This is a genomic window from Candidatus Paceibacterota bacterium (assembly GCA_028697015.1).
GTDB lineage: Bacteria > Patescibacteriota > Minisyncoccia > Minisyncoccales > GWA2-38-27 > JAQVFW01.
Map to the genome: position 1 here is coordinate 77,271 of JAQVFW010000001.1, position 20,121 is coordinate 97,391.

General features: G+C 34.5%; 30 protein-coding genes and 2 pseudogenes. All 32 read left to right on the plus strand.

What is annotated here, in order from left to right:
* The first annotated feature begins 6 nt into the window (after window positions 1-6).
* The 32 genes and pseudogenes from rplB to rplQ all read left to right on the plus strand — a co-directional run bounded on the left by rplB (window position 7) and on the right by rplQ (window position 20,121).
* Window positions 7-771, plus strand: a pseudogene (gene rplB / locus PHH50_00455) (50S ribosomal protein L2).
* Window positions 772-868: 97 nt separating this feature from the next.
* A complete protein-coding gene (gene rpsS / locus PHH50_00460; GenBank protein MDD3728786.1) occupies window positions 869-1,156 on the plus strand; it encodes a 30S ribosomal protein S19 in 288 nt (95 codons plus the stop codon).
* Between the two features lie 10 nt (window positions 1,157-1,166).
* Window positions 1,167-1,487 (plus strand): annotated as a pseudogene (rplV, locus tag PHH50_00465) (50S ribosomal protein L22).
* A gap of 196 nt (window positions 1,488-1,683) precedes the next feature.
* Entirely contained in the window at window positions 1,684-2,334 is a 651-nt protein-coding gene (gene rpsC, locus PHH50_00470; protein MDD3728787.1) for a 30S ribosomal protein S3, read from the plus strand.
* A gap of 6 nt (window positions 2,335-2,340) precedes the next feature.
* The gene (gene rplP / locus PHH50_00475) at window positions 2,341-2,751 is read left to right on the plus strand and encodes a 50S ribosomal protein L16 (GenBank protein ID MDD3728788.1); all 411 of its coding nucleotides are present in this window, start codon (window positions 2,341-2,343) and stop codon (window positions 2,749-2,751) included.
* Between the two features lie 24 nt (window positions 2,752-2,775).
* Window positions 2,776-2,964, plus strand: a complete 189-nt coding sequence (rpmC, locus tag PHH50_00480; protein ID MDD3728789.1) for a 50S ribosomal protein L29 — start codon at window positions 2,776-2,778, stop codon at window positions 2,962-2,964.
* Window positions 2,965-2,968: 4 nt separating this feature from the next.
* A complete protein-coding gene (gene rpsQ, locus PHH50_00485) occupies window positions 2,969-3,202 on the plus strand; it encodes a 30S ribosomal protein S17 (protein MDD3728790.1) in 234 nt (77 codons plus the stop codon).
* A 15-nt stretch (window positions 3,203-3,217) separates the two neighbouring features.
* A complete protein-coding gene (rplN, locus tag PHH50_00490; GenBank protein ID MDD3728791.1) occupies window positions 3,218-3,586 on the plus strand; it encodes a 50S ribosomal protein L14 in 369 nt (122 codons plus the stop codon).
* Between the two features lie 18 nt (window positions 3,587-3,604).
* Window positions 3,605-3,943 carry a 50S ribosomal protein L24 gene (gene rplX, locus PHH50_00495; protein MDD3728792.1) on the plus strand — a complete coding sequence of 113 codons (339 nt, stop codon included), beginning with the start codon at window positions 3,605-3,607 and terminating at the stop codon, window positions 3,941-3,943.
* Window positions 3,944-3,960: 17 nt separating this feature from the next.
* Window positions 3,961-4,518, plus strand: a complete 558-nt coding sequence (gene rplE, locus PHH50_00500) for a 50S ribosomal protein L5 (GenBank protein ID MDD3728793.1) — start codon at window positions 3,961-3,963, stop codon at window positions 4,516-4,518.
* Window positions 4,518-4,703: a type Z 30S ribosomal protein S14 gene (locus PHH50_00505; GenBank protein ID MDD3728794.1), complete on the plus strand. Its 186-nt coding sequence runs from the start codon at window positions 4,518-4,520 to the stop codon at window positions 4,701-4,703. The genes rplE and PHH50_00505 overlap by 1 nt, the downstream gene beginning before the upstream one ends.
* A gap of 20 nt (window positions 4,704-4,723) precedes the next feature.
* Window positions 4,724-5,116, plus strand: a complete 393-nt coding sequence (gene rpsH, locus PHH50_00510; protein MDD3728795.1) for a 30S ribosomal protein S8 — start codon at window positions 4,724-4,726, stop codon at window positions 5,114-5,116.
* A 19-nt stretch (window positions 5,117-5,135) separates the two neighbouring features.
* On the plus strand, window positions 5,136-5,678 hold the full coding sequence (rplF, locus tag PHH50_00515) for a 50S ribosomal protein L6 (GenBank protein MDD3728796.1): 543 nt from the start codon (window positions 5,136-5,138) through the stop codon (window positions 5,676-5,678).
* A 6-nt stretch (window positions 5,679-5,684) separates the two neighbouring features.
* A complete protein-coding gene (gene rplR / locus PHH50_00520) occupies window positions 5,685-6,026 on the plus strand; it encodes a 50S ribosomal protein L18 (protein ID MDD3728797.1) in 342 nt (113 codons plus the stop codon).
* A gap of 6 nt (window positions 6,027-6,032) precedes the next feature.
* Entirely contained in the window at window positions 6,033-6,530 is a 498-nt protein-coding gene (locus PHH50_00525) for a 30S ribosomal protein S5 (GenBank protein MDD3728798.1), read from the plus strand.
* Window positions 6,499-6,960: an uL15 family ribosomal protein gene (locus PHH50_00530; GenBank protein ID MDD3728799.1), complete on the plus strand. Its 462-nt coding sequence runs from the start codon at window positions 6,499-6,501 to the stop codon at window positions 6,958-6,960. The genes PHH50_00525 and PHH50_00530 overlap by 32 nt, the downstream gene beginning before the upstream one ends.
* A 16-nt stretch (window positions 6,961-6,976) precedes the next feature.
* Window positions 6,977-8,254, plus strand: coding sequence for a preprotein translocase subunit SecY (gene secY / locus PHH50_00535; protein MDD3728800.1), 1,278 nt, complete (start codon window positions 6,977-6,979; stop codon window positions 8,252-8,254).
* Between the two features lie 7 nt (window positions 8,255-8,261).
* On the plus strand, window positions 8,262-8,975 hold the full coding sequence (locus PHH50_00540) for a nucleoside monophosphate kinase (protein MDD3728801.1): 714 nt from the start codon (window positions 8,262-8,264) through the stop codon (window positions 8,973-8,975).
* Window positions 8,976-8,982: 7 nt separating this feature from the next.
* Window positions 8,983-10,158: a methionine adenosyltransferase gene (gene metK / locus PHH50_00545; GenBank protein ID MDD3728802.1), complete on the plus strand. Its 1,176-nt coding sequence runs from the start codon at window positions 8,983-8,985 to the stop codon at window positions 10,156-10,158.
* Window positions 10,159-10,167: 9 nt separating this feature from the next.
* Window positions 10,168-10,914 carry a type I methionyl aminopeptidase gene (gene map / locus PHH50_00550; protein ID MDD3728803.1) on the plus strand — a complete coding sequence of 249 codons (747 nt, stop codon included), beginning with the start codon at window positions 10,168-10,170 and terminating at the stop codon, window positions 10,912-10,914.
* Between the two features lie 18 nt (window positions 10,915-10,932).
* The gene (locus tag PHH50_00555; protein MDD3728804.1) at window positions 10,933-11,676 is read left to right on the plus strand and encodes a glycosyltransferase family 2 protein; all 744 of its coding nucleotides are present in this window, start codon (window positions 10,933-10,935) and stop codon (window positions 11,674-11,676) included.
* Window positions 11,642-12,658, plus strand: coding sequence for an HIT domain-containing protein (locus PHH50_00560; protein MDD3728805.1), 1,017 nt, complete (start codon window positions 11,642-11,644; stop codon window positions 12,656-12,658). Before PHH50_00555 ends, PHH50_00560 begins: the two co-directional genes overlap by 35 nt.
* Window positions 12,655-13,338, plus strand: coding sequence for a triose-phosphate isomerase (gene tpiA, locus PHH50_00565; protein ID MDD3728806.1), 684 nt, complete (start codon window positions 12,655-12,657; stop codon window positions 13,336-13,338). The genes PHH50_00560 and tpiA overlap by 4 nt, the downstream gene beginning before the upstream one ends.
* 54 nt (window positions 13,339-13,392) lie before the next feature.
* Window positions 13,393-15,273: an alanine--tRNA ligase gene (locus PHH50_00570; protein ID MDD3728807.1), complete on the plus strand. Its 1,881-nt coding sequence runs from the start codon at window positions 13,393-13,395 to the stop codon at window positions 15,271-15,273.
* 26 nt (window positions 15,274-15,299) lie between these two features.
* A complete protein-coding gene (locus PHH50_00575; protein MDD3728808.1) occupies window positions 15,300-16,547 on the plus strand; it encodes a hypothetical protein in 1,248 nt (415 codons plus the stop codon).
* A 73-nt stretch (window positions 16,548-16,620) separates the two neighbouring features.
* Window positions 16,621-16,845: a translation initiation factor IF-1 gene (infA, locus tag PHH50_00580; GenBank protein ID MDD3728809.1), complete on the plus strand. Its 225-nt coding sequence runs from the start codon at window positions 16,621-16,623 to the stop codon at window positions 16,843-16,845.
* Between the two features lie 227 nt (window positions 16,846-17,072).
* Window positions 17,073-17,186 carry a 50S ribosomal protein L36 gene (gene rpmJ / locus PHH50_00585; protein ID MDD3728810.1) on the plus strand — a complete coding sequence of 38 codons (114 nt, stop codon included), beginning with the start codon at window positions 17,073-17,075 and terminating at the stop codon, window positions 17,184-17,186.
* A 25-nt stretch (window positions 17,187-17,211) separates the two neighbouring features.
* Window positions 17,212-17,601, plus strand: a complete 390-nt coding sequence (gene rpsM, locus PHH50_00590) for a 30S ribosomal protein S13 (protein ID MDD3728811.1) — start codon at window positions 17,212-17,214, stop codon at window positions 17,599-17,601.
* 30 nt (window positions 17,602-17,631) lie between these two features.
* The gene (gene rpsK, locus PHH50_00595) at window positions 17,632-18,081 is read left to right on the plus strand and encodes a 30S ribosomal protein S11 (protein ID MDD3728812.1); all 450 of its coding nucleotides are present in this window, start codon (window positions 17,632-17,634) and stop codon (window positions 18,079-18,081) included.
* A 22-nt stretch (window positions 18,082-18,103) separates the two neighbouring features.
* Window positions 18,104-18,730, plus strand: a complete 627-nt coding sequence (rpsD, locus tag PHH50_00600; protein ID MDD3728813.1) for a 30S ribosomal protein S4 — start codon at window positions 18,104-18,106, stop codon at window positions 18,728-18,730.
* Between the two features lie 75 nt (window positions 18,731-18,805).
* A complete protein-coding gene (locus PHH50_00605) occupies window positions 18,806-19,768 on the plus strand; it encodes a DNA-directed RNA polymerase subunit alpha (GenBank protein ID MDD3728814.1) in 963 nt (320 codons plus the stop codon).
* Window positions 19,765-20,121 (plus strand): 50S ribosomal protein L17, encoded by a 357-nt coding sequence (gene rplQ, locus PHH50_00610; GenBank protein MDD3728815.1) that lies wholly within the window; start codon window positions 19,765-19,767, stop codon window positions 20,119-20,121. The genes PHH50_00605 and rplQ overlap by 4 nt, the downstream gene beginning before the upstream one ends.

Sequence of the window (20,121 nt, forward strand, 5' to 3'; positions counted from 1 at the left end):
ACCGTATTAACTAAAAAAAAGCCGGAGAAAAAACTGCTTAAATTCTTAAAGAACAAAGCAGGGCGTGGCAGTTCCGGAAGAATTACGGTTAGGCACAAAGGAGGGGGAGCAAAACGATTGTATAGGATTGTTGATTTTAAACAGCAAAAGATAGATATTCCTGCAGAGGTTATTTCAATAGAATATGATCCATACAGAACGGCCTATATCATGCTTCTTTTATATAAAGATGGAGAAAAGCGCTACAGCATAGCCCCTTTTAAAATAAAAGTCGGAGATAAGATTATTTGCTCTGAAAATGCGCAGGTTAAACCGGGAAATCGTTTAAAAATAGAGAATGTTCCGGTTGGAACTCCCGTTTATAATATTGAACTTCAGCCCGGAAAAGGAGCCCAGATTGTAAGATCTGCGGGTGTTTCTGCTAAAGTTTCAGGAACAGAAGGAAAATATTCAATAGTTCAAATGCCCTCAGGAGAGATTAGAAAAATTTTAAAGGAATGTTACGTAACTGTGGGAGAAGTTTCGCATCCCGAATGGCGTTATGTTGATATAAAAAAGGCGGGAAACTCAAGGAGAAGAAGAATAAGACCAACTGTCAGAGGTTCTGCTATGAATCCGGTTGACCATCCTCATGGAGGGGGAGAAGGAAGAACTTCAATCGGAATGAAATATCCTAAAACGCCTACCGGAAAACACGCTCTTGGAGTAAAGACAAGAGGGAAAAAACAAAGCGATAAGTATATTCTTCAAAGAAGGAAGAAGAAAAATTAACAATTATTTGCATTATTTCAATTATTGTAGTACCTTGAATTACCAAATTAGACCGCTTATAAGTGATTTAATCTGGTAATTTAAGGAAAAATATTTTATGACAAGAAGTTTAAAAAAAGGTCCATATATAGCCGAAAGTGTTTTGGAAAAGATTAAAAAAAGCAAGCCGGGAGAGAAAGCAATCAAAACATGGGCAAGAAGCTGTACAATCACTCCGGAAATGGTGGGATACTCTTTTGATGTTTATAACGGAAAGCAGTTTATCCAAGTTCAAATTAAGGAAGAGATGATTGGCCATAAACTTGGTGAATTTTCTCCAACTAAGAAATTTGTAAGGCATGGAGGAAAGATTCAAAGAGAAGTGGAAAAGAAGGGAAAGAAATAAAATAGAAAAAATGATTATAAAAGCAGAAGCAAATTATATAAGGATTTCGCCAAGGAAAGTTAGAATGGTGGCAGATATTATCAGGGGAAAGGGTCTTGTTGAAGCGAAAGATATTCTCAGGTTTACGATAAAAAAACCGGCGCATCCTCTTGAAAAACTTTTGAAATCGGCAGAAAGCAATGCTAAAAATAATTTCGAAATAGTTCCCGAAACCCTTTATATTTCAAAGATAACAGTTGACGAAGGGCCAAAATTCAAAAGATGGATGCCAAGAGCAAGAGGACAAGCCTATCCGATTTTTAAAAAAACATCGCATATTACGGTTATTCTTGAACCGATAGAAGGAAAAATTAAAAAAGTGAAAAACAAAAAAAAGAAAGAAGAAATAAAAGAAGGAAAAGAGCAAGTTAGTGTTCTTAAAAAAGAAAGAAAAAAATGGGAAAGAAAGGAAAATATTAATGCAAGGGGAAAATCAGAAACAAAAAAAATGTTTAGAAGAAAATCAATGTAAGTAAGATTGTAAAATTATGGCGCATAAAGTTCATCCAAAAGCATATAGAATCAGAGAAAACGCGGACTGGGATTCAAGGTGGTATCATAAAACCCCCGGTTTGTTGCTTGAAGAAGATTTTAAAGTAAGGGATTTCTTAAAAAAGAAACTTAATAAAATTGGTGTTGAAAAAATTGAAATAGAGCGATCTTTAAATAAATTGAATATTATAATCACAACTCCACGCCCGGGCCTTATCATTGGCCGTGGCGGAGAAGGAGTGGATCTTCTCAAAAAAGAGATAGAGCGTAAAATTATTAAAAATACAGGCAAAGAAAAAAAAGAAATAAGGATTGAAATAAGAGAAATTAAAAATCCTTGGACTTCTGCCGCTTCAACTGCCACATGGGTTGCCCAGCAAATAGAGAAAAGAATGCCATACAGAAAAGTGATGAAGCAGGCTATTCAAAAAACGACAGTAAATAAAGAGATAAAAGGAGTAAAAGTGGAGCTTTCAGGACGGCTTAACGGAGCGGATATTGCAAGAAGAGAATGGCTTTCTTCCGGACGGTTGCCTTTGCAAACAATAAGAGCAGATATTGACTATGCAAAGGCGGAGGCTTTTACAACTTTTGGAATAGTGGGAATAAAATTTTGGCTCTATAAAGGAGACAAATTTGATGAATAAAAAATTATGGCCGTATTAATACCAAGAAAAGTTAAACATAGAAAGAGCTTCAAAGGAAGATCAAAAGGAATAGCGACCCGCGGAACGGAGGTTTCTTTTGGTAGTTACGGACTTAAATCTCTTGGAACCAAATGGATTTCATCCCGCCAGCTTGAAGCCGCAAGAAGGGCTATAATAAGATATTTGAGAAAAGGAGGAAAAATGTGGATTAGGGTATTTCCCGACAAGCCGGTAACAAAGAAAGGAACAGAGGTTCCTATGGGCGGAGGAAAAGGAGCTGTTGATCATTATGTTTTTCCTATAAGACCAGGAAGAATGATATTTGAAGTTGAGGGGATAAAAGAAGAAGACGCAAGGAGCGCTTTTAAAAAAGCAGCGGACAAACTTCCCATTAAAACAAAGTTTGTTAAGAGATAGGTTTTTTAATTTGTAAAGATAAATATGAAAATTTCTGAAATTATAAAAAAAGAAAATAAAGACATTGAGGTTTTTATTGCTGAAAAAAAGGCAAAGTTATCCCGTCTTAAATTTGATCTTCCCTTAAGAAAGGTAAAGAATACTTCAGAGATTAAAGAGATTAAAAAAGACATTGCAAGGGCGCTTACGGCTCTTTGCCAAAAACAAATATAAAAATATGCCAAAAAGAAAATTAACAGGAGAGATTGTTTCTAGCAATATGGATAAAACGGTGGTAGTTAAAGTTTTGAGCGTGAAAGAACATCCTAAATACAAGAAAAGATACAAAGTCCATAAAAAATATCAAGCCGATGATCCCGAGAATCAATATAAAATAGGGGAAAGCGTTGTAATAGAAGAATGCCGTCCGATATCAAAAAATAAGAGATGGAAAGTTTTAAAGAAAATATAACTTGAGTTTTAAATTATGATTCAGCCAAGAACAATGTTAAAGGTAGCTGATAATTCTGGAGCAAAAATTGTCCAGTGTATTAAGGTTTTAGGAGGAACGCGAAGAAGATATGCTTTTTTGGGAGATATTATTGTTGCGGCGGTGAAAGAAGCGGAACCAAGAAAACCGGTGAAAAAACATGATGTTGTAAAAGCGGTGATTGTAAGGCAAAAAAAGCATTTTAAGCGTCCTGATGGAACATATATTAGTTTTAGCGATAATGCGGTTGTTATTCTTGGAGCAGGAAAAGAGCCGAAAGGAGGAAGAATTTTAGGTCCTATCTCTAGAGAGATAAAAGAAAAAGGTTTTGATAAAATATCAAGCTTGGCAAAAGAAGTTCTGTGATTTTATCAAAAATTACATATGATTAAAAAAACCAAAAAAAATATTACAGGAACAAAGTTAAAAAAAGGAGACCAAGTTCTTGTTATAACAGGCAAAGACAAAGGAAAGAAAGGAAAAATAATGAAAGTTCTTCTGAAAGAAGCAAGAGCGCTTGTTGAGGGAATTAATTTAAAGAAAAAAAGAATGAGGCCGAAAACGTCGGGAAAAAAGGGAGAAATAATAGAGATGCCTTCTCCCATTTCCATTTCCAACGTTAAAATTATTTGTCCAAAATGCGGAAAGGCTGCTCGAATTGGAAAAAATGAAAATGAAGGTAAAAAGCAAAGAATTTGCAAAAAATGTAAACAAAGTATATAAAGGAGTTCAACGATTCTATGTCACGATTAAAAGAAAAATATGAAAAGAAAGTTATACCGGCGATGATGGAAAAGTTCGGGTATAAAAATAAGTTTTCTGTTCCTAAAATGGAAAAGGTGGTTTTAAACGTTGGATTTGGAAAGATAGCATCCGGGAAAGCTTCTACTGAACAAAAGAAAATAGAAGAAGCGGTTTTGGAAGATCTGGGATTGATTTCAGGCCAGAGGCCGTATCTTGCCAATGCAAAAAAATCGGTTGCTGCTTTCAAGCTTAGAAAAGGAACGCCAGTTGGAGCGGCAGTTGTTTTAAGAAAGAAAAAGATGTATGATTTCGTAGACCGCTTTATTAGCATTTCTCTTCCGCGAATGAGAGATTTTGCCGGAATAAAAAAAGAATCTTTTGATAAAAGCGGGAATCTTACGATAGGAATACGCGAACATATTATTTTCCCGGAAATTCTTCCGGAAAAAACAAAAAGTATTTTTGGAATGGAGGTGACAATAGCGACTACTTCGAAAAACAAAGAAGAGGGAATTGAAATGTTAAGATTAATCGGATTCCCTATAAAGAAATAATGGCAAAAAAAGGAAAAATAGAAAAATCAAAGAAAAAGCCGAAGTTTAGCACGAGAGAAATAAACAGATGTTTTAAGTGTGGCAGAAAAAGAGCATACTTAAGGAAATTCCACTTGTGCAGAATTTGTTTTAGAGAAATGGCAAATAAAGGGGAAATCCCTGGAGTTAAAAAGTCATCCTGGTAAACTAAAAATAAAAGAAAAATATGACAGATCCAATTGCAGACATGCTAAGCAGAATAAGAAATGCTAAGGCCGTTTCCAAAAAAACGGTTTCTATTCCTTTTTCCAATTTAAAATATCGTCTCGCCAATATTCTTCTTGAAGAAAAATTTGTTGCCAAAGTTGAAAAAAAGGGAAGAAATACTAGCAGAACAATAGAAATTGATTTGAAGTACGAGAAAGAAGGAGAATCAGTTATAACTGGATTAAAAAGAATTTCAAAGCCGGGCCAAAGGATATATTCTGGTTCAGATAAGATAAAAGGAGTAAGAGGCGGATACGGCATATCTGTTGTTTCAACTCCCAAGGGCCTTATGACAGGAAAAGAAGCGAAGAAAAAAAATCTTGGAGGAGAAATTATTTGTGAAATCTGGTAAAATTGAAAAATATATTATTATGTCAAGAATAGGAAAAAAACCAATTATAATACCATCAAATGTGGAAGTTAAAATAGACGGTTTGCAAGTTTCTGTAAAAGGCCAGAGGGGAGAACTTGTAAGAATTTTTCGTCCAGAAGTGAAAATTGAATTAAAAGAAAATCAAGTTTTTGTTTCTTTAAAAGTTGAGAACAATAATTCTAAAAAATATTGGGGTCTTACCAGAACGCTTCTGTCAAACATGATAGAAGGAGTATTAAACGGCTACCAGGAAAAACTCCAAATAGAAGGAGTTGGATACAGAGCGGAAATTGAAGGAGGAGACATTAATTTGAAAGTTGGTTTTTCTCATGTGGTTAAAATCAAAAAACCCGAAGGAATTTCTTTTTCAGTAGATAAAAATATTATTACGGTAGAAGGGATAGAAAAAGAAAAGGTTGGGCTTATCGCTGCAAAAATTAGAGCTGTCCGCCCTCCTGAACCATATAAAGGAAAAGGAATAAGATATGTCGGAGAAGTTGTTAAAAAGAAAGTCGGCAAGAAAGTTGCCAGCGCCGCTTAAACGATTATGCTTAAAAAACAATTAAAAAGAAAACAAAGGCAAAAAAGAGTTTCCAAAAAAATTATTGGCTATACAGAAAAGCCCCGTCTTTCCGTTTTCCGTTCAGCCAATCATATTTATGCCCAAATTATTGATAGCAATACAGGAAAAACGGTTGTTTCTGCAAACGACAAAAATATAAAAAAAGGGAAAAAAACAGAAAAGGCCTTTAAGGCGGGAGAAATTATTGCCAAAGAGGCAATGTCTAAAAAAATAAAAGAAGTTGTTTTTGACAGGGCCGGATACAAATATCATGGCAGAGTAAAGTCGCTTGCCGAGGGTGCCCGCAAAGAAGGATTAAAATTTTAATCAGACATGAATAATTTTACAAGAAAACCAGCAGAAAAAAAAGATAACTTTGATTCAAAGCTTCTTGATCTTGCAAGAGTTGTAAGAATGACAGGAGGAGGAAGAAAGTTTCGCTTTAGAGCCACGGTAATCGTAGGTAATTATCAAGGGCTTGTTGGAATGGGAATTGCGAAAGGAAAGGACGTTGCAGAAGCGATTGAAAAAGCCACAAAAGCCGCCAAAAAAAATATTATTCAGGTTCCTATTTTAAAAGATACGATTGCTCATCAGGTTGAGTCGAAATTTAAAGCCGCTAAGGTTGTTTTAAAGCCGCAAAGCAAAGGGAGAGGAGTTGTTGCAGGAGGAACAGTCAGGGTTATTTGTAATTTAGCGGGAATTAAGAATATTTCTTCTAAAATTATCGGTAAGACAAATAACAAGATTAATAATGCAAACGCGGCGATTTCCGCCTTGAAAAAATTGAAAAACAAAAATGCAAATACACGAACTGAAAATCAAAAATAAGGCCAAAAAAAAGAAAAGAGTTGGAAGAGGAGGAAAAAGAGGAACATATTCGGGAAGAGGGATGAAGGGCCAAAAATCAAGAGCGGGAAGAAAAATGGAGCCGCTTATAAGAGGATCTATCAAAAGGTATCCTAAGTTAAAAGGTTATAAATTTAAGAGCTTTAAAGATATTGTTGTTTTGAATTTATCCGTCTTGAATAAAAAATTCAATGAAGGGGAAAAAGTAACACCTCAGATTTTAGTTTCAAAAAAGCTTGTTTCCAGAGTTTCAGGGAGAACGCCCAAGGTAAAAATTTTAGCAACTGGCAAGATAGAAAAGGGTCTATTTTTTGAAAACTGCCTTTTTTCGAATGCAGCAAAAGAAAAAATAGAAAAAGCAAACGGGAAAATTAAAGCAAAAAGCGTGAAGGAAGAGAAAAGCAAGCAATAAAAGATTGAAATAAATTATGTGGTACCAAAAAATTATCCAAATTTACAAGATAAAAGATCTTAGGAAAAAGATACTCTTTATTTTGGGTATTTTAGCTTTTTTCAGAGTTATGGCGAGTATTCCGATGCCTGGAATAGACGCCCAAAATTTAAAACTTTTCTTTGAACAATTTCAGATGTTCGGGCTTCTTAATGTTTTTACAGGAGGGGCTCTTGATAGAATGTCTATCGTGATGCTTGGGGTTGGCCCTTATATTACAGCCGTTATTATACTGCAGCTTTTGACGATGATAATTCCCCAGCTGGAAAAGCTCTATAAAGAAGAAGGAGAAGCGGGGAGAAAGAAGTTTAACCAATACGGAAGAATGCTTACTGTTCCTTTCGCCCTTGTTCAGGGATATGGAATGCTGGCTCTTTTTCAAAGGCAAAATGTTATTCCTTCTCTTGATGGAATGACTCTTGCTGTTTCTCTTCTTACGGTTACTGCAGGAACGGTTCTTTTAATGTGGCTTGGAGAATTGATATCTGAAAAAGGAATAGGTAACGGAGTTTCTATTTTAATTTTTGCCGGAATAGTTGCCGATTTTCCTTCGAATATACGTCAAATGGTTTTTACATGGGACCCCGCCATGATTCCTTCTTATTTGATATTTTTTGCTCTGGCAATTTTGATTATTGCCGGGGTTGTTCTGGTAAACGAAGGAAGAAGGAATATTCCCATATCATACGCAAAAAGAGTCAGGGGAATGAAAATGTACGGAGGAGCTTCCACTTATTTGCCTTTAAATGTTAATCCTGCCGGAGTAATACCAATTATATTCGCTCTGTCGGTTGTTCTTCTTCCCGGAATGCTGGCTAGTTTTTTTGTAGGGAAAGAAGGTATGATTGGGGCAATTGCAACTGGTGTTTCTTCTTTTCTTTCCGATCCTTGGATTCATAATATTCTTTATTTCACACTAGTTGTTCTTTTCACTTTTTTCTATACGGCCGTTACTTTCGACCCGAAAAATATTTCCGGCAATCTTCAGAAAATGGGTGGCTTTATTCCGGGGATAAGACCAGGAGATCCGACTGCCGATTTTATACAGCATATTTTAAATAGAGTTTTGCTTTTTGGCGCTATTTTTCTTGGAACTATAGCGGTAATGCCTTCAATTGTAGCTGGGATAACTCAGGTTGGCGTTTTTAATTTTTTAATAGGGGGAACTTCTCTTCTTATCGCGGTGAGCGTTGTTCTTGATACAATGAAACAAATAAATGCCCAGCTCCAAATGAGAGAGTACGAAACGTTTTAAAATTTTTATGGGGGAGAAAAACAAGAAAGTTTTAATTATTTTTGGCGCTCCTGGAGCGGGAAAAGGAACACAAGCCCAATTGCTTTCCGAAGCTTTGGACTTTTTTTATCTTGAAACAAGCAAAGTTCTTGAAGAAAACTTTAAAAATGAAGAAGATGACAGATTTCTTTTAATCGACGGAGAAAAGTATGATACCTTAAAAGAGAAAAAACTTTGGGAAGAAGGAATTTTATGCAGTCCGCCTTTTGTTGTTTTTTTAATAAAGAAAAAAATAAAGAAGCTTTTTGATGCCGGAGAGAGCATAATACTAGCAGGCTCTCCCAGGACTATTTATGAAAGCTCCAAGGTAATTCCTTTTCTCAAAGAACTCTATGGAGAAAAAAATATTAAAACTGTTCTTGTCAATATAACTCCGGAAGAAACAATAAAAAGAAATTCAAAAAGAAGGATATGCTCTTTAATGAGGCATCCTATTATTTATACGGAAGAAACAAAAGACCTGAAAAAATGTCCCCTTGACGGTTCAAAACTTATGAAGCGGGAAGGATTAGACGATGTTGAAACGATAAAAATACGCCTTAAAGAATATGAATCAAGAACTTTTCCAGTCGTGGAAGATATGAAAAAACAAGGAATTGAAGTTAAGTCAATTGACGGAAGCGGTTCTCCTGTTGATATTTTTGAAGAGATAATAAAAAAATTAGGAGAGTTTGCTAATTGATTAAAAAATGAAAAATTTCTTATTCACTTCCGAATCTGTAACCGAAGGTCATCCAGATAAAGTTGCCGACCAAATTTCCGATGCCGTTTTGGATTCTTTGCTTAAAAAAGACAAATATTCAAGAGTTGCCTGCGAAGTTGCGGTCGGAATGGGTTATGTTCTTGTCGGGGGAGAGGTTACAACAAAGGCCTTTGTCAATGTTAATAATATTGTAAGGGATGTTGTGCACGATATTGGTTATGATAAGCCCGAGTATGGTTTTGATTACCGCACTTTTGCCATTTTCAATGCCATTAACGAGCAATCGAAGGACATTGCAATGGGAGTTAAAAAAACAGCAGATAAAAAGCAGGGAGCGGGAGATCAGGGAATGCAGACAGGATTTGCTTGCAGAGAAACCTCAGAACTTATGCCTTTGCCGATTATATTAAGTCATAAGCTTTCAAAACGCCTTGCAGAAGTGAGAAAAAAGAAAATTCTTCCTTTTTTAAGACCGGACGGAAAAAGTCAAGTTACCGTTTATTATGAGAATATGAAGCCAAAATTTGTACAGGCCGTAGTAATTGGCGCCCAACATGACCCTAATGTTAACTCTTCAAAATTAAGAAAAGAAATAATAAACAAAGTGATAAAGCCGGTGTGCGGGAAATATCTTACTTCAAAAACTTCTTACCATATCAATACGACTGGCCGTTTTGTTATTGGAGGGCCTGTTGCAGATTGTGGAGCAACCGGAAGAAAAATTATAGTCGATACTTATGGAGGAATGGCTAATGTCGGAGGAGGGGCTTTTTCAGGAAAAGACCCGACAAAAGTGGACAGATCCGGAGCTTATATGGCCCGATATATTGCCAAGAATATCGTTGCTTCCGGAATTTGTGAAAGATGTGAAATTCAAATTGCCTATACTATTGGAGGAACATCTCCTCTTTCTTTAAATGTTAACACTTTTGATTCCATCAACTTTAAAAAATTTCCGAATTTGACCGAAGAAAAAATAACTAAAATTATTCCAAAAGTTTTTGACCTTTCTCCGGGGATGATTATAAAACAACTTAATCTTTTAAGGCCGATATACAGAAAAACATCATGTTACGGCCATTTTGGCAGAAAAGAAAAAGAATTTACCTGGGAAAAAACAAACAAAGCCAGAAAAATACTAATAGAAATTAAGAATATCTGATTTTTGCAAATGGCTCTAATTAAAACAAAAGAAGAAATAGAAGCAATAGAGGAAGGAGGAAAAATTTTAGCAGGCATAATGGATCGTTTAAAAAAAGAAGTTATTGTTGGCGTTTCCGGAGACCATTTGAATAATCTTGCTGAAGAATTAATTTTAAAAAATAAAGGTATCCCTTCTTTTAAAAATTATAATGGTTTTCCCGCTGCTCTTTGCCTTTCCTTGAATGAGGAAATTGTTCATGGAATTCCTTTCGGGAAAAAAATAAAAGAAGGAGATGTTGTTTCTCTTGATTTGGGTTTTTTTTATAAAGGATTCCATAACGATATGGCAACTACCGTTTTTTTAAATGAGGTTCCTTTTGACGTTTTGCGCCTTATCAAGACAACAAAGAAGGCTTTAAAGAGAGGAATAAAAAAAGCAAGAATAGGAAATACTCTAGGAGACATTGGCAATACAATTGAAAGATGCATTACAAGTCAGGGTTTTAAGGTTATTGAAAATCTTTGCGGCCATGGGATTGGGAAGGAAGTTCATGAACCTCCGGACGTTCTTAATTTTGGGAAAAGGCATAAAGGAATGAAAATCGAAGAAGGTATGATTTTATGCCTTGAACCGATGGCTTCTCTTGGTTCTTCTGAAATAGTTTTAGGTAAGGATATGTGTACCTATAAAACAAAAGATGGCTCTATTTCGGCTCACTTTGAACACACGATAATTATTACAAAAGACGGAGCTAAAGTTGCAACGGAACTATAATTTGGTTATAATATAGGAATGTATTTGTCAATTATCATTCCCGCCTATAATGAAAAAAACCGCATTATTAAAACTTTGCGGGATTTTGATTTTTATTTTAAGAACAAGGACTATGAATATGAGATAGTGGTAGTAAACGACGGTTCAAAAGACGAAACGGCAGAAATTGTTTCTAAAATGAAAAAAGAGATAAAGAATCTTGTTTTTATTAATAATAAAAAAAACAACGGAAAAGGTTTTGTTGTCAGGCAGGGACTTTTATCTGCAAAAGGAGATTGGCGTCTTTTTGCGGACGCGGATAATTCAACTCCCATTGAAGAAATTGAAAAATTCATTCCCTTTTTTAAAAACAATCATATTATAATCGGTTCAAGAGCGATAAAAGGATCTCTTATTAAAAATCCTCAGCCTTTTTCAAGGCGCTTTGTCGGGAAAGTTTTTAATCTAATGGTTCAATTTCTTATCGGGCTTTGGGGCGTTTGGGATACTCAGTGCGGTTTTAAGGTCTTAAGCAAACAGGCAGCTGAAAATATATTGCCTTTGTGTAAAATAAACAGATGGGCTTTTGACCCTGAGATTTTGATAATAGGCAAAAAACTTGGTTACGGGATAAAAGAAATTCCTGTAGTTTGGATTAATGATATTGAAAGTAAGGTAAAAAAAAGCGCAATGTTTAAAATGGGACTTGATTTGATTTTAATAAGATGGAATTTAATTACAAACAAATATGGAAGAAAACAAAAAACCTCCTTCGGAGCTTAGGTTTGACTTAGTTTCTAAAAACTGGGTTGTTGTTGCTTCCGGCAGGGCAAAAAGGCCGGAATCTTTTAAAAAGAAAAAAAAGAAAAAACCCCTTCAAGACAAGAATTGTCCTTTTCGCACTCTTGCAAACCAGGAACAGCCTGTTTTAATGACATATAAAGGGAAAGAAGTTCCTTTTGGCTCTAAAAAGTGGACTCTTGCTGTCATACCTAATAAATTTCCAGCTGTTGTTCCTTCTTTAAAATTAAATGAAAGAATAGAAGGGGGAATTTATGAAAAAATGGATGCGGTGGGGTTTCATGAAGTTGTAATAACAAAAAGCCACAGCAGGCATATGGCTGATTTTAAAGTTAATGAAGTAAAGGAAGTTTTTAATGCTTACAGAAAAAGGTATTTATTTTTGAAAAAACAAAAACACGTTAATCATATTTCCATTTTCCATAATCAAGGAGAAAAAGCTGGCGCTTCGGTTAACCATCCTCATTCTCAAATAATAACAACCCCGCTTATTGATGTTGACCTTTTGGGGGCTCTTTCAAATTCTGAAAAATATTTCAAAAAAACAAACAAGTGCATATATTGTAAAATGAGCGACTGGGAGAGAAAAGAAAAAGAAAGAGTTGTTTTTGAAAACAAAGAATTTATAGCTCTTTGCCCTTTTGCTTCAAAGTCCGCTTTCCAGATTATTATTACCCCTAAAAAACATCGTCCTTATTTTGAAAAGATAAGCGAAAAAGAAATAACTTTTTTATCAGAAGCGTTTTCTTCAGTAATGAAGAAAATTAAAAAAGGACTTGGAGATCCGGATTATAATTTTTATCTTCATAGTGCTCCTTGTGATGGAAAAAAACATGATTATTACCATTATCACTGGACAATATTGCCCAGAACTTCAACTTTTGCCGGTTTTGAAATAGGAACAAGAATGGAAATACTTGTTGTAAAGCCGGAAAAAGCGGCAAAATATTTAAGAGAACAATGAAAAAAATAATCATCGCTAATTTCAAATGCAATCCGAAAAGTTTAACTGAAAGCAAAAGGATTTTTGAATTGATAAAAAAAACGTCTTTAAAGGCGAAAAAAACAGAAATTGTCGTTTGCCCTTCTTTTGTTCATATTCCTTTTCTAAAAGGTCTTTCTCTTGGCGCCCAAAATTGCTTCTATGAAGATGGACCTTATACTGGAGAAGTTTCCGCTTCTATGCTTAAAGATTTTGGATGCAAATATGTTATTGTCGGCCATTCGGAAAGAAGGCGGTATTTTAATGAAAAAGATGATGTTATAAAAAGGAAGATAAAAGCTGTTTTAGAAAACAAGATGATTCCCGTTTTGTGTGTCGGTGAAACACTAAAAGAAAAAGAAAACGGGAAAACTAAAAGCGTTATAAAAAAACAGATAATGTCATCTCTTAAAGGAGTAAGCGTTAAAAAGGCAATTATCGCTTATGAGCCAGTTTGGGCGATAGGAACAGGTAATTCTTGCAGTTTAAAAATTGCTTCTGAAATTCGGTTATTTATTTCAAATCTTTTTGATACTAAAATTATCTACGGAGGAAGCGTAAATGGAAAAAATGCAAAAGATTATTTAGAAATTGGATTTGACGGACTTCTTGTCGGAAAAGCTTCTTTAAATCCTGGAGAAATTGAAAAAATGGCAGATTAGCGCTTTAGTTTAAAATTTGATTTTTAGGAAATTTTAAGTTAAAATATCTCTATTATGGATTCGCTTAAATTAAGAGAAGATTTTTTGAGTTTTTTTGAGGAAAACGGGCATAAAATAGTTGCTTCCAGCTCTTTAATTCCGGAAGATAAAACCGTTCTTTTGACTTCTGCGGGGATGCAGCAGTTTGTTCCTTATCTTTCCGGAGAAAAAGATATTCTTTCCGATTTTAAATCGCGCCATCTTGCCTCCGTTCAAAAATGTTTCAGGACTCCAGATATTGAAGAAGTAGGAGATGATACTCACCACACTTTTTTTGAAATGCTTGGTAATTGGTCAATAGGGGAAGACAAAGATAAAGGGTATTTTAAAGAGGGAGCCATTGATCTGGCTTTCCGCTTTTTTGTAGACCGGCTTTTTCTTGATAAGGACAGAATTTGGATAACTATTTTTAAAGGAGAACAGGGGATTCCCAAAGATGAAGAATCATCTTTAATATGGCAAAAAAAAGGAATTCCGGAAGAAAGGATTTTGGAATTCGGATGGAAAGATAATTTTTGGGGGCCAACGTCAAAAGTTGGGCCATGCGGCCCTAGCTCTGAAATCCACTATGATAGAGGAGAGGAATTTGGATGTAAAAAACCGTCTTGTTCTGTCGGGTGCGATGATTGTAGAAGATTCGTAGAGCTTTGGAATTTGGTTTTTATGGAGTATAATAAGAATGAAGATGGTTCTTATACAAAACTTCCTCAAAGAAATGTTGATACAGGAATTGGTTTTGAAAGATTAATTTCTCTTCTTACAAAAAAAGAGTCGGCATACGAAACGGATCTTTTTATGCCTCTGATAAGGAAAATTGAAGAACTTTCTTTAAAAAAGTATAAAGAGAACAAAATCTTTTTTCGAGTCATATCCGACCATGTAAGAGGAGCTGTTTTTCTCATAACCGATGGGGTTCTTCCAAGCAATATAGAAAGAGGGTATATTTTAAGAAGAATAATAAGAAGAGCTATAAGGTTTGGAAAAATAATCGATATGCCTAAAAATTTTTTGTCTTTACTTGCGAAAGAAGTCATTGAAAACTATAAAGGATTTTATCCTGAAACGGAAAAAAGTAAATCTAATGTTTTAAATGTCATTAAGGAAGAAGGGGAAAAATTTGAAAAAACATTGGAAAGCGGATTAAAAGAACTTCATAAAATTATTGAATGGTTTGATGATGAAAAAACGGTTCCGGAGGCAAATTTGTCAATCGGAGAAATTAAAGATTCAGATGATCCGATTAAAAAATGCAAGGAATTAGGTAGGAAATTATTTTTCCTTTACCAAAGCTTTGGCTTTCCTATTGAACAATCATTGGAAGAATTTAAAAATTTTAATGTCAAAATTATTTTTAAAAAAGAAGTTGAAGATGCCTTTAAAGAGCAATTTAAAGATCACCAAGAAATTTCAAGAGCTGGAGCAGAAAAGAAATTTGGAGGAGTCGGAGACAGGGATGATTATAGGGCAGTTAAATATCATACAGCCACTCATCTTCTCCATAGAGCTCTTTATGAGGTTTTGGGGAAAAACGTAAAGCAAATGGGCTCTGATATTACCAAGGAGCGTCTTCGTTTTGATTTTTCTCATTCTTTGAAAATGACAAAGGAGGAAATTAAGAAAGTCGAGGATATTGTCAATCAAAAAATAAAAGAGAAACTAGAAGTAAGGAAGGAAGAAATAAGCTATGATGAGGCAATTAAAAGCGGAGCGTTTGCATATTTCAAGGACAAATACGGGGAAAAGGTAACAGTTTATTCAATAGGAGATTTTTCAAAGGAGGTTTGCGGAGGGCCGCATGTTAAAAATACTTCCGAGCTTTCAGATTTTAAGATTATAAAAGAAGAATCAGCAGGATTTGGCATAAGGAGGATAAGAGCCGTTTTGTCAGATTCTTAATTTTTTAAATTTTAATTTTTTAAAATATGCCTGAAAAAATATTTGATATAATTCCAGTTCAGAAAAAAGTCACCAAAGAAGAAGAGGTTTTTGAAGAAGAAAAAGTAAAGAAAGAAAGACATTTTGATTTCAAAAAATATATTTTTTATTTTTTTGTTTTCCTTTTTTTATTTTCTGGAATTTGGGCTTATTTTTCCTTTTCTATTGCTCAAATTGAAATTTGGATTAAAACAGAACGCTTGGATTTTAGCGAGACGGTTTTGATAGATACAAATATTGATTACATAAATATTAATGACAGGGTTATTCAGGGAAAGCTTTTTATAGAAAACGCTTCTGGAATTCAAAATTTTCCCTCTTCAGGAAAGGCAACCGTTCAGGAAAGCGCAACGGGAATAATACGTGTCTATAACAATCATTCAACGGAAGACCAATCTCTTCTTGATAGTACCAGGTTTGTTTCTTCCGACGGAAAGCTTTTCAGATCTTTAAAAAGGGAGGTTATTCCCGGGGGAAAGTATTCCGGAGGCAAGCTTGAGCCCGGATATGTTGATATAGAAGTAAAGGCGGCAGAAGCCGGAGAAGATTATAATATCGGACCTGCTACCTTTTCAATACCGGGCTTTGCCGGAACGGCAAAATATATTGATTTTTACGGAAAATCTTTTGAACCGATGAAAGGAGGATTTCAAGGAGAGGCGTCCGTTGTTCTAAAGGAAGATATTGAAACGGCAAAAAATCTTTTACACGAAGGAGTTTTAAAGAGCGCCTATGTGTCTGCTTTAAGCGCAGCGGAGAAAGAAGGATTTGTTCTCCAGGGAGAAAATATCATTTCTGAAAAAAATATTCTGAAAGAAGAGATATTTGCAGAGGCGGGGGATATTGTTTCTAATTTTGATTATGAACTTGAAATGGAATTGAAATTTCCCGGTTTTAAAAAGGCAGATATGGAGGTTTTGGCGGAGGATTTTATTACTAGAAATATACTTGAAGGGCAAAAAATAAAAAGAGAAAGCATGGAAATAAGCTATCAGTTTCTTGAAGTTGACGAAAGTGGAAGAATTGCTTTAAATGTCACCTATAGCGCGGAAATTTACTCTGAAGTTTCAATGATTGAAATTGATAATTTTGTTTTAGGAAAAGAGAGAGAGACAATAAAAACCAACCTTGCAAGTATTCCCCAGATAGAGAGGATCCAGATAAATTCTTGGCCCTTATTGAGAAGCAAGGCTCCTTCTCAAAAGGAAAAGGTTGAAATAAAAATAAATATTTAATTTAGGAGAAAAATGCTTTTTCTCTTAAATCAGTTTGACAAAAAAGATAAATTTTGCTAAATTACTCGCATAAATGAAAGATCAAAGTAAAAACATTCTTCGTAAAAACGGTGTTGTTCTTGAGGCATTGCCTAACGCAAGTTTCAGGGTTGAACTGGAAGACGGAGGGGAGGTAATTGCTCATTTAGCTGGGAAAATGAGAATTTACAGAATAAGGATACTACCCGGAGACAAGGTTCAAGTAGAAACAACTCCTTATGACGATAAAAAGGGAAGAATTGTTTATAGAGGGAAATAGGATAAAATATCAAATCTTTCCAGTTGGAAAAGATTATTATTTTTTAAAAAAGTCTTATAAATTTGTTGCTTAATAATATTTCATTGTAATTCTTGTATTTTAACTGCGGATTTTAAAAATTTTTAAAGATATACGGTGTATATGCCCAAAGATTTTTATTCCGTTTTCTTTTAAATTGCAGAATTGCTTTAGAAAAATTATTAAGCAACAGATCTAATAATTAAAAAATGAAAATCAGGTCTTCAGTCAAGAAAATTTGCAAAGATTGTAAAATCGTCCGAAGAAAAGGACGCATTTATGTTTTTTGCAAAATTGCAAAACACAAACAAAGACAGGGATAATATTAAGAATAATAGATAAAAAATAATGCCTAGAATAGCAGGGATAAACATACCGGAAAATAAAAAAATATTAATTGCTCTTACTTACATATATGGAGTTGGTTTGGTTTTGAGCAAAAAAATATTAGAAAAAGCTAAAATTAGCCCTGATAAGAAAGCTGCAGATTTGAAGCCGGACGAAATAAACAAATTGAAAGAAATCATAGAAAAAGAGTATAAGATTGAAGGAGAATTGAGAAGAGAAATTATGCTCAATATCAAACGGCTCAAGGATATTAACTGCTATAAAGGAATTCGCCACAGTAAAAGGTTGCCGGTAAGAGGACAAAGGACGAAAACAAATACAAGGACCGTAAGAGGGAATGTCCGCAGAACAGTCGGCTCAGGAAGGAAGCCACCTCCTGCTCCAAAATAGAGATTTTGAGTATTTTATTGCAAACAAATTATGGGAAAAAAGAGAATTATTAAAAAAACCGATAAAGAGCTTTTGGACGAGAAGGATAAAATAGAAGGCGGATTAAAGAAAGAGACAAAATCGCCAAAAAGAATTCTTGCAGAGGGCAAGATCTATATTTCTTCTACTTACAACAATACGATAATGACCCTTTCAGATGCAAAAGGTAATGCTTTGTCCTGGGTGAGCGCCGGTTCTGTCGGGTTTAAAGGGACTAAAAAAGCAACGCCTTTTGCTGCTTCAAAAGTCGCAGAATCGCTTTTTTTTACCATTCAAAAGCTTGGAATTGAAAAAGTGGATATTTTTGTAAAAGGAATTGGATCAGGAAGAGAATCAGCAATAAGGGCCTTGATTGGAAAGGGAATTAATGTTAATTCAATAAAGGATGTCACTCCTGTTCCTCATAACGGATGCAGGCCTAAAAAACCAAGAAAACCTTAATAATTAATATAAAAAGCCATTTATGGTAGTAGATAAATCAAAATGTAAGATTTGCAGAAGAGCTGGAACAAAACTTTTCTTAAGGGGAGACAGGTGTCTTTCGGCTAAATGCGCGATGGTTAAAAGACCTTATAGTCCGGGAGTAAAAGCCAAGAAAGTAAGAAAAAACGTTTCTGAATATGGAAAAGAGCTAGCTGAAAAACAAAAATTGAAAAACTGGTATTATCTTAGCGAAAAGCAATTTGGAAATTATGTCAAAGATATTCTCCAAAAAAGAGGAAAGGTAGAGGATATGAGTTTGGCTTTGATTAAAAAACTTGAGCACCGCCTTGATAATGTAATTTTCCGTATTGGATTTGCTTCTTCTCGTGCCAGTGCGCGCCAAATGGTTACTCATGGTCATTTTTGGGTCAATGGGAAAAGAGTTGATATTCCTTCTTATGAAACAAGAAAAGGGGACAAGGTAAGTATTAGGCCTGGTTCAACAAAAAAAGCTATTTTTAAAGAAAACATAAAAGAAGATGAAGTTCCTTCATGGATTAAGTATGATTCTGTAAAAAAAGAAGCAGAAATAATTAGGGATGCGTTTCTTGAAGAATCCGCCATTCCTGCCGAAATTGCCAGCATTTTTGAGTTTTATTCAAGATAAATTGATTTAATATATAAATACTTCTTAAAAGCTCAAAATTTAAATAAATTTTTAAACAAGCTTTTATAAAAAAATATGATACCACTACCTTTAAAATCAACCCTTATTGAGGAAAAAAAGAATTTAGTTCATCTTGAGGTGGATGGCCTTTATCCTGGCTATGGGACAACAATTGGGAACACTTTAAGAAGAGTTCTTATGTCTTCTTTGCAGGGAGCAGCCGTTACGAAGGTAAAGATAAAAGGGGTTCAGCATGAATTTTCAACGATTCCAGGGGTTCTTGAGGATGTTATTTCCATAATAATGAATATAAAGCAAATGAGGTTTAAATTGCATACGGATGAGCCACAGAAAGCTATTCTTAGCGTAAAAGGGGAAAAGAAAGCCAAAGGTTCCGATTTCAAGGTTTCAAGCCAAATGGAATTGATAAATAAAGATTGCCACATAGCTACTCTTACTTCAAAGAAATCAGAAATTGAAATGGAGCTTACGGTTGAAAAAGGAATTGGCTATGAGATGGTTGAACAAAGAAAAGAGCAAAAGAAGCTTGAAATAGGAGTTATTCCAATAGATGCGATTTTTTCTCCAGTAAAAAGAATAAGCTTTAGAGTGGAGAACATGAGAGTAAAAGACAGAACCGATTTTGAACGCCTTTTTCTTGATATAGAAACCGACGGTACAGTTGAACCTAAGGAAGTTTTTTTAAATGCAACTGAAATATTAATTGACCATTTTTCATCAATTAAGAATTCTCTTCAAGGAGAAGAAAAGAAAGAGAAGGAAGAAAAAAAAGATAAGAAAACCGATAAAAAAGAAGAAAGAAAAGAAGAGAAAGAAGATTCTAGTAAAAAGCAAATAAGCGATCTTAATATATCCCAAAGAACAGTTTCTGTTTTAGGTAATGGCAATATTAAGACGATTGCAGGAATTCTTCGAAAAAGCGAAGATGATTTAATGGCTTTAGAAGGGATGGGAGAAAAAGGTTTAAAAGAAATAAAGAAAGCCCTTAAAAAATTGGGCTTGGAGTTGAAAGCATGAAAAAGAAAAAAGTTGGAAGAAAATTTGGGAGGGAAAAAGCGCAGAGAAAAGCTTTACTAAAATCTTTAACAAGGGAGCTTTTTGTTCGTGAAAAAATAAAGACCACAGAAGGAAAGGCCAAAGAAGCTCTTCCTATTGTTGAGAATATTATTACAAAGGCGAAAAAAGGAGATTTGCATTCTCGCAGAATTTTACTTGAAAGTTTTGATAAAAAAGTGGTTAAGAAAATAATAGAAGATGTTGCTCCAAGATATAAGGAAAAAAGCGGTGGATATGCCAGAGTTATTAAACTTGGACAAAGAAAATCCGATGGTGCCAAAATGGCTAATTTGGAATTAATTAAGAATAAATAA